Origin of the sequence: Gordonia sp. (in: high G+C Gram-positive bacteria), assembly GCF_047600385.1 — a bacterium.
Classification (GTDB): Bacteria; Actinomycetota; Actinomycetes; order Mycobacteriales; family Mycobacteriaceae; genus Gordonia.
In genome coordinates this window covers 210,864-227,549 of the sequence record NZ_JASGKZ010000001.1, presented here as the reverse complement: position 1 = coordinate 227,549, position 16,686 = coordinate 210,864, and the positions used below count along the sequence as shown (strand labels likewise).

General features: G+C 71.5%; 14 protein-coding genes. 8 read left to right on the top strand and 6 right to left on the bottom strand.

Annotated features, from left to right (window positions below; translation table 11 throughout):
- The first annotated feature begins 15 nt into the window (after positions 1 to 15).
- The 3 genes from QM809_RS00960 to QM809_RS00950 are packed head-to-tail and all read left to right on the top strand — an operon-like array spanning position 16 to position 4,581.
- Positions 16 to 2,874, top strand: a complete 2,859-nt coding sequence (locus QM809_RS00960; RefSeq protein ID WP_415046979.1) for a sacsin N-terminal ATP-binding-like domain-containing protein — start codon at positions 16 to 18, stop codon at positions 2,872 to 2,874.
- Positions 2,864 to 4,006, top strand: coding sequence for an acyl-CoA dehydrogenase family protein (locus QM809_RS00955; RefSeq protein ID WP_415043978.1), 1,143 nt, complete (start codon positions 2,864 to 2,866; stop codon positions 4,004 to 4,006). Before QM809_RS00960 ends, QM809_RS00955 begins: the two co-directional genes overlap by 11 nt.
- An 11-nt stretch (positions 4,007 to 4,017) precedes the next feature.
- Positions 4,018 to 4,581, top strand: a complete 564-nt coding sequence (locus tag QM809_RS00950; RefSeq protein ID WP_415043977.1) for a phosphatase PAP2 family protein — start codon at positions 4,018 to 4,020, stop codon at positions 4,579 to 4,581.
- 139 nt (positions 4,582 to 4,720) lie between these two features.
- Here QM809_RS00950 and QM809_RS00945 read toward each other — a convergent pair whose 3' ends face one another.
- Positions 4,721 to 4,861: a hypothetical protein gene (locus QM809_RS00945; RefSeq protein ID WP_415043976.1), complete on the bottom strand. Its 141-nt coding sequence runs from the start codon at positions 4,859 to 4,861 to the stop codon at positions 4,721 to 4,723.
- A complete protein-coding gene (locus QM809_RS00940) occupies positions 4,858 to 5,136 on the bottom strand; it encodes a DUF2530 domain-containing protein (RefSeq protein ID WP_415043975.1) in 279 nt (92 codons plus the stop codon). The genes QM809_RS00945 and QM809_RS00940 overlap by 4 nt, the downstream gene beginning before the upstream one ends.
- Before the next feature lie 53 nt (positions 5,137 to 5,189).
- Here QM809_RS00940 and QM809_RS00935 point away from each other — a divergent pair, with 53 nt between their 5' ends.
- Positions 5,190 to 6,671: an NCS2 family permease gene (locus tag QM809_RS00935; RefSeq protein ID WP_415043974.1), complete on the top strand. Its 1,482-nt coding sequence runs from the start codon at positions 5,190 to 5,192 to the stop codon at positions 6,669 to 6,671.
- A gap of 400 nt (positions 6,672 to 7,071) precedes the next feature.
- Here the strand turns inward: QM809_RS00935 and QM809_RS00930 are convergent, their stop codons facing one another.
- Entirely contained in the window at positions 7,072 to 8,283 is a 1,212-nt protein-coding gene (locus tag QM809_RS00930) for a GNAT family N-acetyltransferase (protein WP_415043973.1), read from the bottom strand.
- Positions 8,284 to 8,350: 67 nt separating this feature from the next.
- Here QM809_RS00930 and QM809_RS00925 point away from each other — a divergent pair, with 67 nt between their 5' ends.
- Positions 8,351 to 9,187 (top strand): TrmH family RNA methyltransferase, encoded by an 837-nt coding sequence (locus QM809_RS00925; protein WP_415046978.1) that lies wholly within the window; start codon positions 8,351 to 8,353, stop codon positions 9,185 to 9,187.
- Positions 9,188 to 9,531: 344 nt separating this feature from the next.
- Here QM809_RS00925 and sepH read toward each other — a convergent pair whose 3' ends face one another.
- Positions 9,532 to 10,515, bottom strand: a complete 984-nt coding sequence (gene sepH / locus QM809_RS00920) for a septation protein SepH (protein WP_415043972.1) — start codon at positions 10,513 to 10,515, stop codon at positions 9,532 to 9,534.
- Between the two features lie 141 nt (positions 10,516 to 10,656).
- Positions 10,657 to 11,790, bottom strand: coding sequence for a phosphoserine transaminase (serC, locus tag QM809_RS00915; protein WP_415043971.1), 1,134 nt, complete (start codon positions 11,788 to 11,790; stop codon positions 10,657 to 10,659).
- A gap of 117 nt (positions 11,791 to 11,907) precedes the next feature.
- Here serC and QM809_RS00910 point away from each other — a divergent pair, with 117 nt between their 5' ends.
- The 3 genes from QM809_RS00910 to QM809_RS00900 are packed head-to-tail and all read left to right on the top strand — an operon-like array spanning position 11,908 to position 15,115.
- Positions 11,908 to 12,585 carry a TetR family transcriptional regulator gene (locus QM809_RS00910; RefSeq protein WP_415043970.1) on the top strand — a complete coding sequence of 226 codons (678 nt, stop codon included), beginning with the start codon at positions 11,908 to 11,910 and terminating at the stop codon, positions 12,583 to 12,585.
- Positions 12,582 to 13,490 carry an ATP-binding cassette domain-containing protein gene (locus QM809_RS00905; protein WP_415043969.1) on the top strand — a complete coding sequence of 303 codons (909 nt, stop codon included), beginning with the start codon at positions 12,582 to 12,584 and terminating at the stop codon, positions 13,488 to 13,490. The genes QM809_RS00910 and QM809_RS00905 overlap by 4 nt, the downstream gene beginning before the upstream one ends.
- Positions 13,487 to 15,115 carry an ABC transporter permease gene (locus QM809_RS00900; protein WP_415043968.1) on the top strand — a complete coding sequence of 543 codons (1,629 nt, stop codon included), beginning with the start codon at positions 13,487 to 13,489 and terminating at the stop codon, positions 15,113 to 15,115. The genes QM809_RS00905 and QM809_RS00900 overlap by 4 nt, the downstream gene beginning before the upstream one ends.
- A gap of 158 nt (positions 15,116 to 15,273) precedes the next feature.
- Here QM809_RS00900 and nhaA read toward each other — a convergent pair whose 3' ends face one another.
- On the bottom strand, positions 15,274 to 16,587 hold the full coding sequence (nhaA, locus tag QM809_RS00895) for a Na+/H+ antiporter NhaA (RefSeq protein WP_415043967.1): 1,314 nt from the start codon (positions 16,585 to 16,587) through the stop codon (positions 15,274 to 15,276).
- Positions 16,588 to 16,686: the final 99 nt, after the last annotated feature.

The window sequence follows — 16,686 nt, the reverse complement described above, 5'->3', positions numbered from 1 at the left end:
GGTGAAGAGCCGCTTCTGACCTCCCCGGCCGCGGCGGATCCCCGCGATCCCGCCGACCCGTTCGGCACCGCCGCGCTGCGGGCCGCGACGCTCGCGGCCTGGCGCGACTCGCCGACGCGACTGGCCGAAGACCTCGCGGCCGAGTCGGATCTGCTGGCCGTCGGCTACCGCGCGCGATGGTTCACCGAACTCGCCGCCAACGCCGCCGATGCGGCCGCCGCAGCGGGTCTGCCGGGCGAGATCCGGGTGTGGGCCGAGGGGGACCGGGTCCACGTCGCCAACACCGGCGCCCCGCTCACCGTCGACGGCGTCCGCGCGCTCACCGCGCTGCGGGTCTCGCCCAAGGCGTCCACGTCCCCCTCCGCCTGCGCCGCCGACGATGCGGTCGGCCGGTTCGGCGTCGGGTTCCGGGCGACGTCGTTCGCCGGGCGCGTCGATCTGCTGTCCGAGTCGGGGTCGATCACCTTCGACCGGGCTCGGGCGGCCGCCGCGGCCGGTGCCGACGACGTCCCCGCGCAGCGTCTGGCCTGGCCGCTCGCCGCCCGCCCGACCGCGGGTTTCCACACCGAGGCGGTGCTCTGGTGCGGCTCTCCGGAATCGTCCGACGACGGCGCGGAGACCGCATCGCGCCTGGTGGCCGAGGCCCTCGCCGAGGCTCCGGATCTGCTGCTGGAACTGCCCGCGCTGCACCGGATCGGCGGCGTCGGGCAGACGCTGACCCGCATCGACCGGCCCGATCGGGTGGTGATCGCCGACGCGGACGGTCGCCCGGCGGCGACGTGGCTGCAGGCCGCGCGCGGCGTGCATCGCTGGCTGGTGCCGACGGACGGAGCACGGATCCGGCCGCTCGAGGCCGACGTGCTCCGCAGCCCCACCCCGACGCAGATCCCGCTGTCGCTGCCCGCCCGCCTGATCAGCCGGCTGCCGCTGACCCCGGACCGTCGGGAACTGCACCCCGACGCCGATCCGGCCGCCGCCGCGACCGCCTATCCCGCGCTGATGCTCCTGGCCCCCGACGACGAACGGCATCTCCTGGTCCCCGCACCGGCGTTCGCGGCCGGACCGGAGGACGCGGTCCTGCGGGCGGCGATCCTCGCCGAACTCGCCGCCGCGCCGTGGGTGCCCGCCGCGGACGGGAACCTGCTGACCCCGGCCCGCGGACGGGTGCTGCGCGGCCTGAACGACGCCCTCGCGGCGCTGCTGGGCGAGGTGATCGCGCCGCTCGTCGCCCCGGTGATGAGCGACGGCGCCCCCGCGCGCACCCTGCTCCGGCTCGGCGCGCAGGAACTGGGCCTCGCCGAACTGGCCGACCTCCTCGGCGGCATCGAGCGGGAACCGTCCTGGTGGGCGCGGCTCTACGCCGAACTCGACGCGCTCGCCCTCGGTCGGGACCTGCTCGGCGAGCTCGGCGCGGTGCCCGTGCCCCGGTCGGACGGGCGTCTGCACCGCGGGGCGCGGGGGCTCTTCGTCGTCGACGGTGCGGTGGAGCCGGACTCCGCTCCGGACGGGACGATCCGGACGGACTGGATCCCGGTGATCGATCCCGCGGCGTACCACCCGCTGCTCGATCGGCTGGGGCTGGAACACCTCGCGATCGAGCAGGTGCTGAATCATCCGGCGCTGGAGGCGGAACTGGCGCAGGCCCTCGACGACGGCGACTGCGAGGAGCTCGCCGACTCCGTGCTGCGCCTGCTCGCCGTCGCCCCGGACGCCTCCGCGCTGCCGAGCGGGCTCGGCGCCCTCGAGATCCCCGCGGTGGATCCGGTGACCGGAGAGAGCGACGGCGTCCGGCCGGTGGACGAGCTGCTGCTCCCGAGCGGCCCGCTGCGCGGCGTCCTGTACGACGACGCCCCGTTCGGCGTCGTGGACCCCGCCGTCGTCGAGGCGTACGGCGCCGAACCGCTGCGCCGACTCGGCGCGGGCTGGGGCTTCACCCTGGTGCACGACGACCTCCCGACCGCCCCCGAACACGACCTCGACCGCGAGCGGCAGTGGTGGGACTCGCTGGAGGTCCCGCCCGAACGGCTGGTCGCGGTCCGCGACCTGGACCTGGTGGATCCGGCGCGCTGGCCGGAGGCCCTCACCCTGCTGGTCGGCGACCCGGAGACCGCCGCCGCCCTGGCCGATCCGCTCGGCTACACCCGCTGGTGGCTGCGCCGGTTCGCCGCCCTCGACGACACCGCGCTGCGTCACCGGCGCGACCCCGACTCCGCCGACTGGCGCGGCCTCTTCGACCCGCTCGACCACCCCGCCGCCCCCGAACTGGCCGCCGCCGGGCTGCTCGCCGACACCCACCCCGACGACGCCGCCGACGCCGAACACTGGCTCACCGCGCTCGCCGACCCGGACCGGGAGATCGCGCCCGGCGTGGCCGTCCGCGCCCACGCCGCGCTGACGGAGGCGTATCGGACCGGACGGTTCACCCTCGACGAGGTGGCTCCGCCGGACCGGCTGCGCACGCTCGACGGCGGTGTCGCGGCGGAGGGCGTCGTCGTCGAACATCCGTGGTGGCTGGAGGTGCTGCCCGCGGAGACGATAGTCGCGGCCGCCCTGCCTCCGGAACCGCGGTCCGCCGCCGAACTGGCCGCGCTCCTCGACGTGCCGTCCGCATCGGAGCGGTACTCGGTGCGCGTGGTGTTGGAGGGGCGGACGGTGGATCCGGACTCGGCCGAGGCCGTCGCCTTCACGGGACGGACCGGATGGGCGCCGTCCGGGCCGCTGATCCTGCACGACGAACTGGTCGTCGCCCGATTCGACGGCACCGGGGAACGACGATTCCCGGTGACGCGATGGCAGGACGGATCGGGCGCCCTGCACGCGTCGGTACGGTGGATCCAGACCCCGAGGAGAAAGGCTGCCACGGATGACGGTTGACCGGCTGCTGCCGACCACCGAAGCGATGGACCTGATCGAGCTGACCCGCGAGGTGGGCGACCGTCTCCTGACACCGATCGTCGACGCGCACGAGAAGGCCGAGAGCTACCCGGAGGGGGTCTTCGCCGAGCTGGGCCGCGCCGGGCTGCTCGGCCTGCCGTATCCCGAGGAGTACGACGGCGGCGGCCAGCCGTACGAGGTGTACCTGCAGGTCCTCGAAGAACTGGCGGCGCGCTGGGCGTCGGTGGCGGTCGCGGTGAGCGTGCACGGACTCTCGTGTTTCCCGCTGCACGCCTACGGGACCGCCGCGCAGAAGGAGCGGTGGCTGCCGTCGCTGCTGCGCGGGGAGCTGATCGGCGCGTACAGCCTGTCGGAGGCCCAGGCCGGTTCGGACGCCGCGGCGCTGACGTGTCGTGCGGTTCCGTCGGCGGACGACGGCTATCGGATCACCGGGTCCAAGGCGTGGATCACTCACGGCGGCATCGCCGACGTCTACAACGTCTTCGCCCGCACCGGCGAGGGCTCCAAGGGCGTCTCGTGCTTCCTGGTGGACCGCGAGACGCCCGGCCTCGCCTTCGGCGCGCCGGAGGAGAAGATGGGACTGCACGCGGTGCCGACCGCGGCGGCGTCGTACGACGATGCGCCCGTCGACGCCGAGCGCCGTCTCGGCGACGAGGGCCAGGGACTGCAGATCGCCTTCTCCGCACTGGACTCGGGCCGCCTGGGCATCGCGGCGTGCGCCACCGGGCTGGCGCAGGCGGCGCTGGACGCCGCCGTCGAATACGCGAACGAGCGCACCGCGTTCGGCCGCACGATCATCGAACACCAGGGACTGGGATTCCTGCTCGCCGACATGTCCGCGGCCGTCGACACGGCCCGCGCCGCCTACCTCGACGCGGCCCGCCGCCGCGACGCCGGACGCGACTACTCGCGGGCCGCCGCCACCGCGAAGCTGGTGGCCACCGACGCCGCCATGAAGGTCACCACCGATGCCGTCCAGGTCTTCGGCGGCAACGGTTACACGCGCGACTTCCGAGTCGAGCGGTACATGCGCGAAGCCAAGATCATGCAGATCTTCGAGGGCACCAACCAGATCCAGCGGCTCGTGATCGCGCGCGGGCTGGTCCGCTGACGGGGACGACGATGAGCCTCGCACCGTTCGCCTTCGATCACGCGGTCACCGACTGGGTGGTGTCGATCCGCGCGGAACCGTGGAACTCGCTGTGGCAGCTGATCACGGTGCTCGGCGACAGCCTCACCCTGACGCTCGTGGTGATCGCGGTGTTCGTGCTCGCCTGGCTGGGCGACCGGATCGATCTCGCCGTGCTGATCGCGCTCGGCGGCGCCTCCGGGTACCTCGTGATGTTCCTGCTGAAGCAGATCTTCGGCCGCGGCAGACCGCCGATCGCCGACCGGCTGATCGACGTCGACTCCCTCTCGTTCCCCTCCGGGCACGCGATGATGTCGGCGGCGATCTACGGGCTCACCGCGGTGATCTGCTATCAGCTGTACCCGTGGGTGCGGGAGAACCCGCTGAGTCTGCTGATCCCGCCCGGACTGGCCGTCGTGATCGGTCTGTCCCGGGTGTATCTGGGCGTGCACTGGTCGTCGGACGTCATCGCCGGCTGGATCGCCGGGGTGATCTGGCTGGCGGTCTGCCTGGTGGCGCACCGGCAGATCGAGCACTGGGTCCAGGCCCGCACCTGAGCGGCCCGAGACGCCGGTTCCGATCCCCGGGGTGTCGGCGGGACCCTTCGACGCGCCGGCTCGCTGCGCTCGCAGGCGGCTCAGGGTTCGTCGTGGTGGCTCGTCGTGCTTCGGTTCGGGGACCGTCGTGGCGGTGTGGTCAGTCGTCGAACTCGAAGCCGGCCTCGTCCGCGGCGGCGGCGACGGCCTCGTCGGACGCCAGTCCGCCGGTCACCAGGATCAGCTGGGTGCCGGATTCGGCGTCGTCGAGCAGCTGGAACGGGTCGACGGGTGCGGTCACGAGTCCAACCCCTCCTGGGCGCCCTTGCTGCCACGGCGGACGCCCGCCCGCTGCACCAGCACGATCACCGTGCCGAGGACGCCGATGCCCAGGCCGACCAGGCAGACCGTCAGCGCCCGGTCCGGGCCGAGGTCGCCGAGCCACACCGCGAGGGTGGCGATCAGCCAGATCACCATGCCGACCACGATCACCGGCTCCGGGGCGCGCAGCCGCTCGGGGAGCGGCGGGATCTGCGCCTCCGGCGATGTGTCGGGGATTCCGCTCTGCTGGGCCATGGGCTCTACGGTAGCTTTCTCCGAGTAGACACGAGCAGCGAGGATCATCGTCGATGAGTGACAGCAATGAGCCGACCACGGCCGTCGAGACACCGGAGAAACCCGATGCGGGCCCGCTCGACCGGTTCTTCCAGATCGGCGCGCGCGGGTCGTCGTACGGCCGGGAGATCCGCGGCGGTCTGGTCACCTTCTTCACGATGGCCTACATCGTGGTGCTCAACCCGATCATCATCGGCGGCATCCCGGGCGTGGACCACAACGCCGACATCAACGGCGACGTACTGCCGACCGAACAGGTCGCCGCCGTCACCGCGCTGGTCGCCGGTGTGATGACCCTGCTGATGGGCCTGGTGGCGAACTTCCCGTTCGCGATCGCCGCCGGACTGGGCATCAACAGCCTGCTCGCGGTCACCATCGCGCCGCACATGAGCTGGCCCGCCGCGATGGGCCTGGTGGTGATCGACGGCATCATCATCGTGCTCCTCGGTGTGACCGGGTTCCGCACGGCGGTGTTCAACGCCGTGCCGCCGGAACTGAAATCGGCGATCTCCGCAGGTATCGGCGCGTTCATCGCGTTCATCGGTCTGGTCGACTCCGGATTCGTCAGCCGCACCGAGGGCGGTCCGCCCGTCCAGCTGGGCGTGGACGGTTCGATCGCCACCGTGCCGACGCTGATCTTCGCGCTCGGCGTGCTGCTGATGGGCGTGCTCACCATCCGGAAGGTGCCCGGTGCGCTGCTCATCGGCATCGTCGTGATGACGATCGTCGCGCTGATCGTGGAGAGCATCCTGCACCTGGGCAGCGCCCACGAGAAGCCCGGCGGCTGGGCGATGAACGTTCCCGGCGCACCGGACAGCTTCGGCAGCCTGCCCGATCTGAGTCTGGTCGGCGACGTCGACCTCTTCGGGGCGTTCACGTTCGCCGACGTCGGCGTGCTGATGGCCTCGGTGTTCGTCTTCACCCTGGTGCTCTCGAACTTCTTCGACGCCATGGGCACCATGACCGGTGTCGGCAAGGAGGCCGGTCTGCTCGACGAGGACGGCTCGCTGCCGGGCATTGGCAAGGGCCTGGTGGTGGAGGGCGCCGGCGCCATCGTCGGCGGCGGGGCCTCGGCATCGTCGAACACGGTGTTCGTGGAGTCGGCCGCCGGTGTGGCCGAGGGCGCGCGGACCGGTCTGGCGAACGTGGTGACCGGTCTGCTGTTCGTGGCGGCCATGTTCTTCACGCCGCTGTACCAGATCGTGCCGATGGAGGCGGTGACCCCGGCGCTGGTGGTGGTCGGTGCGCTGATGATGGCGCAGGTGCGCGACATCGACTTCAGCCGCTTCGAGTACGCGCTCCCGGCGTTCCTCACCATCATGGTGATGCCGTTCACCTACTCCATCGCCAACGGCATCGGCGTCGGCTTCGTCAGCTGGGTGGTGCTGGCCACGGCCCGCGGCAAGGGTCGCGCCGTGCACCCGCTGCTGTGGGTGGTGGCGCTGCTGTTCGTGCTGTACTTCGCGCGCGGTCCGATCTCGACGCTGATCAGCTGACCGCGGGCTCGCCGCCGCGGGTGCCGCTCCGCTCCCTGAGCCGCCTGCGAGTCGAAGGGGTTCGGCGGCCGCGGACCGGGGATCTCGACTCCGCTCGATCATCGAAGAGGTCTCCCTCGATCATCGGAGGGATCTCCCTCGGGTGTCGGAGGGGTCTTCCTCAAACATCGGAGGGGTCTCCCTCGGACGTCGTAGGGGTCTCCCTCGGTCGTCGATGGGAGTTCTCTCGGTGATCGAAGCGGTTTCGGGCGTCGGCGGGAGTCCCCTCGCTGGTCGAGCGGAGTCGAGACCACGACCGTCGGGCACGCTCCGCCGGACCGCCGACGGAGTCCTCTCGTCGGTCGAGTGGAGTTCCCTCGCTGGTCGAGCGGAGTCGAGACCTCGTCCGACGAGGCGGCTTCTAGAAGAAGGTCCCCGAGAACGGGGCCCGGCGGGTGGTGAAGAGCGCGTCCAGCAGGTCGAGGGTGCCCGGCGCGTCGACCGCGATCCGGCCCGCCGCGGCCAGCATCCGCGCGCGCACCCCGCCGCAGTACAGCGACGACAGCTCGGAGATCCCCAGGCCCACCGCCGGGACGCCGTCCGCGTCCGCCTCGGTGCGGCGCACCTCGGCGAGGCCGTCGGTCACGGTGAGCAGGTAGGTCCCGGCGCGGTCGGACCAGTCGTCGGTCACCGACAACGCCAGGACGCCGTCGACGTCGTAGGTCCGGCGGGCCAGCGCCTCGGGCACGTCCAGGATCGAGATCCAGAGTTCGTCGGTGCGCCCGGTGACCGTCACCGCGCGGGCGTTGCGGAGTCCGGCGGGCAGCGGATCGTCGGTCGGGAGCACGGCGGTGATCGAGCGGACCAGGTCCAGGCCGGTGAGCACCCGCCAGAGATCGGTGTGCGCCCGATCGGTCACCGCGACCAGTTCCTCCACCGTGGCGCTCATCGCATGGGCGTCGAGACGGTAGGCGGCGTACCCGTCGTCGTGCAGCAGATGGTGCAGGCCGGAGATCTGGGAGTCGCGGCGGAAATCGCGGTCGGCCAGGATCGACGGCCACCAGCTGTCGGGTCGGCCGAGCGCTCCGGGCCGGGTGCGGGCCCAGCGGTCGTGCAGGTCCGGCACCCGGGCGGCGATCTGCTCGGGCGTGCCGTAGCGGACCGCCGAGTCGGCGGGCGCCTCGGTGCGCCAGATCACCGCGCCGGGATCGATGGTCACCCGGTCGGCGAAGCAGGCCGGACCGAACCCGAAACGCTCGTAGATCCCGCCCTCGGAGGCGGTGAGCGCGGCCAGCGGGAGTCCGCGCCAGTCGGCGAACTGCTGCGCCATCATGCGCCGCAGCACCCCGCGACGACGATGCGTCGCGGCCACCGACACCCACGACAGCCCCGCCGCGGGCAGCACCGCGCCGCCCGGCACGGTCAGCGGCAGCAGATGGTGGAGCGAGGTGGCGACCAGGGCGTCGCGGTCGTGCACCACGTAGGCGCGTTCCACCTTGGCCTGGAACTCGGCGCGTTCGGCCTCCGGGAGCGTCGACGGGAGTGCGAAACTGCGGGCGTCGAGCGAGAAGATCCCCGGCCAGTCCTCCTCCCGGGCGCGACGCAGGGACAGGGACGACGGCGGGGTGCTCACCGCCTCGAGTCTGCCAAACCGTGTTGGCGCCGGTGCGCCGGATGTGCCACGGTGGTTGATCGTGGACATGGCCCTGCGCGTCGACGTGGTCGACATCACCGATCCCGGCGACCCCCGCGTCGACGACTTCCGCGACCTCAACTCGGTGGATCGCCGCCCGGATCTGCCCGCCCTGCCCGGCGGACGCAAGGGCAAGGGGCTGGTGATCGCCGAGGGCGTCACGGTGGCCCAGCGGATGATCGCGTCGCGGTTCGCGCCGCACGCCTTCCTGGGGGTGGACAAGCGCCTGCAGGAACTGGCCGGCGACCTCGTCGCGCCCGCGCTGGACGGCGTCCCGTTCTTCCGGGCCACCGCCGAGGTGATGGCCGAGATCGTCGGCTTCCACCTCAATCGCGGGGTGCTGGCGGCCGCACGACGCCCCGAACCGCTCACCGTGGCACAGGTGATCGAGCGGGCCTCGACGGTGGCGATCCTCGAAGGCGTCAACGACCACGAGAACATCGGCAGCATCTTCCGCAACGCCGCCGGGCTGGGAGTGGACGCGGTGGTCTTCGGCGCCGGATGCGCCGACCCGCTGTACCGCCGGAGCGTGCGGGTCTCGATGGGGCATGCGCTGCTGGTGCCCTTCGCGAAGTACGACGGCCGGTGGCCCGCCGACCTCGACCTGCTGAAGGACGCGGGTTTCTCCCTCGTCGCGCTGACCCCGGGGGAGGGTTCGGTGCCGCTGTCGGAGGCGGTCGCCGCGGAGAAGGTCGGCTTCCTGGTCGGGGCCGAGGGGCCGGGCCTGACCGAGCACACCATGCGGCAGTGCGATGTGCGCGCCCGCATCCCGATGAGCCGCGGCACCGACTCGCTCAACGTGGCCACGGCCGCCGCGATCGCCTTCTACGAGCGGGCGCGCTGACCTCTCCGCACACCGGAGCGGAGATCTCCTCCGATCCCTGAGCCGACTTCTCCGCATGTCGGAGAGGAGACCTCGTCCGATCCCTGAGTCGACTTCTTCGCGTGTCGGAGTGGAACTCTCCTCCGATCCCTGAGCCGACCGCGAGCGCAGCGAGCCGTCGTGTCGAAGGGGCTCCGGCGAGTAGTTCTCGGAGGCCCTTCGACACGCGGCCTCGTTCCTCGGCTGCGGCTCAGGGATCAGTGGCGGAGCAGGGATCGGTGGTGGGACAGGGTCGTCGCACTCGAGCGCAGGGATCGGTGGTGGGGCAGGGGCGCCGTACGGTGGGACGGCTCGTTCCCGGGGAGCTAATCGTCGTGCGCGCGGACGCCGAGCAGGACGTCCTCCCACGCCGGCACCACGGGCTTGCCGCGCTTGGCGCGATGCCGCGATCCGTTGCGGCCGTTCTTGCCGCCCTTCCCGCGTTTGGCCAGGTCGCCGGGGGTGGGGATGGGGCGCTTGGCCGGTGCGGCGGGTTCCGCGACGTCGTCGTCCTCGTCGGCCGGAAGCGGGTCCGGCTCGTCGATCTCGTCCTCGTCGTCTCCGGTGTCCTCGGGCCGGGAGTCGTCGCTCTCCTCGTCCGGGTCCGGGGCGGACTGCAGGTCGACCACCGCGGCCAGCGGGCTCGGACGGCCGTTCGGGCCGGAGTCGTCGTCCTCGTCGGCGCGGTCCGTGCGGGCGGTGGGCAGCGTGGAGATCCGGTTCCGTCGACTGGCGCGCGCGAGTTCCGGATCGGTCAGTTCGACGGCGAGCTCGTCGATCGGTTCGGTGGTGCCGCCGTGGCTGCCCGGGGTGTAGCGCCAGTGCGCGGTGTGCGGGGTGCAGCTCTCGTCGACCGACACCTGGACCACCCACTGGCCGTCCGGCGCCTTCCACGCATCCCATCTCGCGTCGGCGGGCGTCTCGCCGCGCAGCACCAGGCATTCGGCCACCAACTCGCCGAGGGTGGCCACCACGGGGCCGCCCATCTCCACCGGATGCGAGGCGCGGGCGAGTTCCGCGGCCCGGGCCCGTTCGAGCAGCACGGGGTGCGCGTATCGGTCGACCTTCGAATAGCTCACGCCGGCGATCTCGGCGAGCTCCTCCACCGAGGCGCCGGCCCGGATCCGAGCCTGGATCTCACGGGGGCGGAGCGCCGGGCCGTCGGCCGCCGGGGGCGGCTCGGGGGTCTCCCCGCGGACGACCCGGAGGGTGTCGGTGGTGCGGATCCGGAAGTGCTCGTCGGTGTCGCGGTCGATACAGATCACATACTGGCCGTCGGATTCGACGCGCAGCACTTCGAGGTCGCGCATTCGATCCTCCTAGCTCCGCCCGAAAGGCTCATCGACCACCCTAACCCAGACACCGAGTCGCTCCGGCCGGACACGCGACAAAAGCGCTGATCAGCCGCCCCGCGGGGCGGCTGATCAGCTGTGCGCTCGCTCGGCCGGACGTCAGAGACGTTCGACGATGTAGTCGATCGCCCGCGTCAGCGTGGTGACGTCCTCCGGCTCGATGGCCGGGAACATCCCGATCCGGAGCTGGTTGCGGCCGAGCTTTCGGTACGGCTCGGTGTCGACGACGCCGTTGGCCCGCAGGGTCTTCGCGATCGCGGCGGCGTCGACGTCGTCGTCGAAGTCGATGGTACCGACCACCTGGCTGCGGTGCGCCTCATCGGCGAACGGGCGGGCGAACGTGCTGGCCTCGGCCCAGCTGTACAGCCGCGAGCTGGAGTCCCCGGTCCGCTCGACGCACCAGTCCAGGCCGCCGTTGGCGTTCATCCAGTCGATCTGGTTCTTGAACAGCAGCAGCGAACCGACGGCCGGGGTGTTGTAGGTCTGGTTCTTCGGGCTGTTCTCCACCGCGGTCTTCAGCGACAGGAACTCCGGGATGTAACGGTCGGTCGCGGCGATCTCGGCGACGCGCTCGAGGGCGGCGGGGCTCATGATGGCGACCCGAATGCCGCCGTCGGCGGCGAAGCACTTCTGCGGCGCGAAGTAGTAGACGTCGGTGGCCGAGATGTCGACGGGCAGTCCGCCGGCGCCCGAGGTGGCGTCGATGGCGACCAGGGCGTCACCGGCGGCCTCCGGGCGCAGCACCGGCACGGCGACGCCGGTCGAGGTCTCGTTGTGCGCCCAGCCGATCAGGTCGGCGCCGGCGACGTCGTCGGCGGTGATCGCCGCGGGGTCGGGGGCGGTGCCCGGGTCGGTGGAGATCACGGTCGGGTCGGCCAGCCACGGGGCCTTCTTGGTGACGTTGGCGAACTTCGACGAGAACTCGCCGTAGGTCAGGTTCAGGGTCTTCTCGCGCACCAGGCCGAAGGCCGCGGCATCCCAGAAGGCGGTGGTGCCGCCGTTGGAGAGGACCACCTCGTAGCCGTCGGGCAGCGAGAAGAGCTCGGTGAGTCCGGCGCGGATGTCGCCGACGACGTTCTTCACCGGGGCCTGCCGGTGGCTGGTGCCGAAGACCGAAGCGCCGGTGTCGACCAGGAACTGCAGCTGTTCGGGGCGGACCTTGGACGGTCCGCAGCCGAAACGGCCGTCGGTGGGCAGGAGTTCGGCGGGCAGGGTGATCTGCGAATCGGTCATGGCGTCCAGTTTAAGGCGTGACGAAGACCGCGAGGGCTCCGGTCTGGCACCGGCCGGTGCGACGGCGACGGACTCGGCCTTGATCACCGCATTGAACTCGTGTTCAATTAATTGAACATGAGTTCAACACAGGGTCGTCACGACGACCGGTCCACCCGCGCACGGATCCGCGATGAAGCGATCCGGGTGTTCGCAACCCAGGGCTTCGGCGCCACCGTTCGCGGCATCGCGGAGGCCGCGGGGGTCAGTCCGGGCCTCGTCATCCACCACTTCGGTTCGAAGGCCGCACTGCGCGAGGAGTGCGACGGCGCAGTCCTCCGCGCCATCGCCGACGACAAGCAGGTCATCGTCGGACACGGCGCCGACTTCGAGGCCTACCTCGTCGCGCTGCAGGAGGATCCGCGCGCCCGAACGCAGATCGTCTACCTGCTCCGAGCCGTCGCCGAAGGCGGAGAGACCGCCCGGACCGTGATGGAACGCTCCATAGCCCTGGCCCGGGAGGGCCTTCGCGCCGGAGTCGAGGACGGCCGGTACCGCCCTTCCGTCGACGAGGACGCGCGCGCCCGCTACCTCGGGTACGTCTCGATCGGCACGCTGCTCGTCGACACCATGCTCCACCCGCCTGCCGACTGGTCCGATCCGGTCGAGATCTTGCGCGGATACATCGATCGGACGGCGCTGCCGGCGCTCGAGTACGCCGCCCACGGTCTCGGCGTGGGCCCGGCCGCGGTCGAATCCTTCATGAAACAGCGTGGCACCCGGCCACGCGACCCCACCCGAGGAGAATCCGCATGACACCCGTCATCGATGCGCACGGCCTGGTGAAACGGTACGGCAGGTTCACGGCCCTCGACGGACTCGACCTCACGGTCCACGCCGGCGAGACCGTCGGTTTCCTCGGCCCCAACGGAGCGGGCAAGTCGACCACCATCCGGGTCCTGCTCGGTCTGCTCCGCTACGACGGCGGATCGGTCACCGTGTTCGGCGCCGACCCGCACCGCGATGCCGTCGCCGTCCACCGTCGTCTCGCCTACGTCCCCGGTGACGTCACGCTGTGGCCGAATCTGACCGGCGGCGAATGCATCGACCTGCTGCTGTCGGCGCGCGGCGTCGCCGATCCGGCGGCCACCCGGCGGGACGAACTCGTCGAACGCTTCGATCTCGATCCCCGGAAGAAGTCCGACGCGTATTCGAAAGGCAACCGGCAGAAGGTCGCGATCATCGCGGCACTCGCGGCGCCCGCCGACCTGCTCATCCTCGACGAGCCGACCTCCGGACTGGACCCGCTGATGAACCGCGCCTTCATCGACTCGGTCCGCGAGCACGCCGAGCAGGGCGCGGCCGTCCTGATGTCGTCGCATTCGCTCGCCGACGTCGAACAGCTCTGCAGCACCGTCACCATCGTCAAGGCGGGCCGGACCGTCCGGTCCGGGAGCCTGTCGGATCTGCGGCATCTCCGCCGGTCGCGGGTGACCGCGACGGTGCCGAGCGACGCCGCCCCGACCCTCGAACGGCTCGCCGGCATCCACGACCTGACCGTGGAGGACGCCGGCGGTGCCGACGAGGTCTCGTTCACCGTGGAGGCCGAGCACCTCGGAGAACTCACCGCGGCGCTGGCCGCCGTCTCGCCGACCGCTCTGTCGATCGAGCCGCCCAGCCTGGAAGAACTGTTCCTGCACACCTACTCGGACGCGTCATGACGACGGTCCCGAGCCGCGCACCGCAGCGGACGCGGACCGTCGGCGGATCGATCACCGGCCACCGGAGGCTGCTGCGTCTCGGCCTGCGTCGAGACCGGTTCATCGCCCCGGTCACCCTGCTGTCCTTCTTCACGGTGGCCTTCGTCGGCGCCTACTCGGGAGAGGAGATGTTCGCGACCGGAGAGAACGGCCTGGTCCGGGGGCTGAGCGACAACGCGGTCTACCTGTTCTTCTGCGGCGCACCCCGCGACATCACCTCCGGCGCGGCCTTCGCGAACTGGGAGGCCATGCCCTTCATGGTGACCGCGGCGGCCGTCTGCCTGGCGATGACGGTGGTGCGGCTGACCCGGCGAGAAGAAGAGGCCGGACGCACCGAACTGCTCCTCGCCGCCGAGACCGGTGCGCACGCACCGATCTTCGCGACCGTGCTGCAAGGCGTCCTCGCCGCCGCCGGGATCGGCCTGGTGAGCGCGCTGCCACTGCTGACCGCGGGAGCCACCGGCGCCGAGGTGGCGATCGTCTTCGTCCAGTACCTGTTCGGCGGCCTCTTCGGTGTCGCCGTCGGACTCGTCTTCGCGGAGATCTCGTCGACAGCGCGGGCGGCGAACCTCACGGCCGCCTCCGTGGTGATCGGCTGCTACTTCCTGCGCGGTGTCGCCGACCTGCTCGGGGAGGAGTGGCTTCGATGGCTCTCGCCCATGGGATGGATCCAGAACATGGACTCCTTCGGCGCCGACGACGTCCGCCCCGGTCTGCCGGTGATCCTGCTGCTGCTCGCCGCCGTCGCCGGTGCGACGGCGATCCGCGATCGCCGGGACCTCGGCTCGGGTCTGCTGGCCCGCCGTCCCGGACCGGCCGCCGGACCCCGGCTGGGCGATCTGCCCGCCGTGGTCGCTCGTCTCACGGCGACCCCGATCCTCACCTACGCCGCCGTCGTCGCCGCCTACGGTCTCGTGGTCGGCGCGATCCTGCCGTCGATCGGCACCCTCGTCGCCGACAACCGGATCGTCAGCGAGATCGTGATCGGCGACGGACCCGAAGACCGGCTGACCCCCATGTTCGTCTCCCTGATGGTCTCGCTCATGGCGATGGCCGCCGCGGCCGGCGGCGTCAGCCTGGTGAATCGGATGAAGGCCGAGGAGGACGCCGATCGCGCCGAACTGCTTCTCGCGACGGCCGTCTCACGCACCCGCTACTACGTGGTCCACGGAATCGATGCCTTCGTCGGTGCGCTGGTCGCGCTCGGTCTGGCCTGCGGTGCGATGTATCTCGCGGGTGCGGCGGCGGGCTCCGGCTGGGGCGACACCGCCCGCTGGACCTTCCCGGCGATGCTCGCCCAGATTCCGCCGGTGCTGCTGATGACCGCCCTGGCACTCGCTCTGTACGGGGTGGACCGGAGACTGGTGAGCGTCGGGTGGGGCCTGGTGGCCCTCGCCTTCGTGTGCGGACCGTTCTTCGCCGGATTCCTCGGCATCCCCGACTGGGCGCAGCAGCTCTCGCCCTTCGGTCACGTCCCGGCGGTCCCCGTCGAACCGATGGACTGGACCGCCGCGATCGTCATGATCGCGCTGTCCGCGGTGCTGTTCGTCGTCGGTCTGCGGGCCTGGAACCGCCGCGACGTCTGAACGAGTGCTTCCATGGGAAGACCGCCCCCCTGGTCGGGGTGCCGGGCACCTTCTGCCTCGATCGAGCACCCTCGGCCGAAGGTGCTCGATCGAGGTCGGGATGCCGGGCACCCTCGGCGTGATCCGCGGAGACGACGACCCCGGCGTCGCCGATCCGGTCACCGCGCCGGTGCGGGTTTCTGCAGCCTGCCGACCACGTACAGGACCACCCCGGCCAGGATCGCGGCGAGCGTGGACGCGGTGAGGATCGCGATCTTCGCGTGGTCGAGGGCGAGTTCGCCGCCGGTCTGGTCGAACGACAACTCCGCGACCAGCAGAGACACGGTGAAACCGATGCCCGCCAGGATCGAGACGCCGAACAGGTCGGACCAGCGCACGCTCGGATCGAGGCGGCTGCGGGTGAGCCGGGTGGTGAGCCAGGTGGCGCCCATGATCCCGATCGGTTTGCCCAGCAGCAGGCCCGCGGCGATGCCGATCGCGACGGGGTCGGTCACCGCGGTCCGGATCGAGTCGAACCCGCCGACGGTCACCCCGGCCGAGAAGAACGCGAACACCGGGACCGCGATGCCCGTCGAGAGCGGCCGGAAGCGATGCTCGAACTGGCCGGCCAGACCGTCGTCGTCCCGCCGGTACGCACCCCGGTGCACCGGCACCGCGAAACCGAGGAGCACGCCGGCGATGGTCGCGTGGATCCCGGAGGCGTGCACCAGCACCCAGGTGGCGATGCCGAGCGGAAGCAGGATCGCCCAGGCGGCCCAGCGGCTGCGGGCGAACCGGTCCGCGTACCGGTGGGCGAGGAAGGCGTAGACGGCGAGCGGGATCAGCGCCAGCAGCAGCGGCGACCAGCTCAGCTCACCGGTGTACACGACGGCGATGATGACGATCGCGATCAGGTCGTCGACCACGGCGAGGGTCAGCAGGAACAGTCGGAGCGCGGCGGGCAGCCGGGATCCGACGACGGCCAGCACCGCCACCGCGAACGCGATGTCGGTGGCGGTCGGCACGGCCCAGCCGTGCGCGCCCGGACCGTCGTGGTTGACGGCGAGATAGATCAGGGCCGGAACCACGACGCCGCCGACCGCGGCGGTCACCGGCACCATCGCGGTGCGGAGCGAGCGGAGTTCGCCTGCGACGATCTCGCGTTTGAGTTCCAGTCCGACCAGGAAGAAGAAGATCGCGAGCAGGCCGTCGGCGGCCCAGTGCGCGATGGAGAGGTCCAGGTGCCACGGCGCATAGCCCACGACCGTGTGGCTGATGTCTTCGTAGCGGTCTCGGAGAGGGGTGTTCGCGGCGATGAGGGCGAGGACGGCGGCTCCGACCAGCAGGAATCCACCGACCGTCTCCTTGCGGAGGATCTCGAGGATGCGCCACGTCTCGGCGGTCGATCGTCTGGCGAACGCGGTGTCGCCGGTGCTCGGACCTCCGGTGTCCGGGTCGGGGTTCCGGGTGTCGGGGCGCGGGGTGTCCGTCATTCGGTGCTGTCCTGTCTGCGGGCATGAGGGAGTACTCGCCGACCAGACTTCCCGGCACACCTGATCGTCAGGCTACCCGTGCGCGCGGGGACCCTTCGA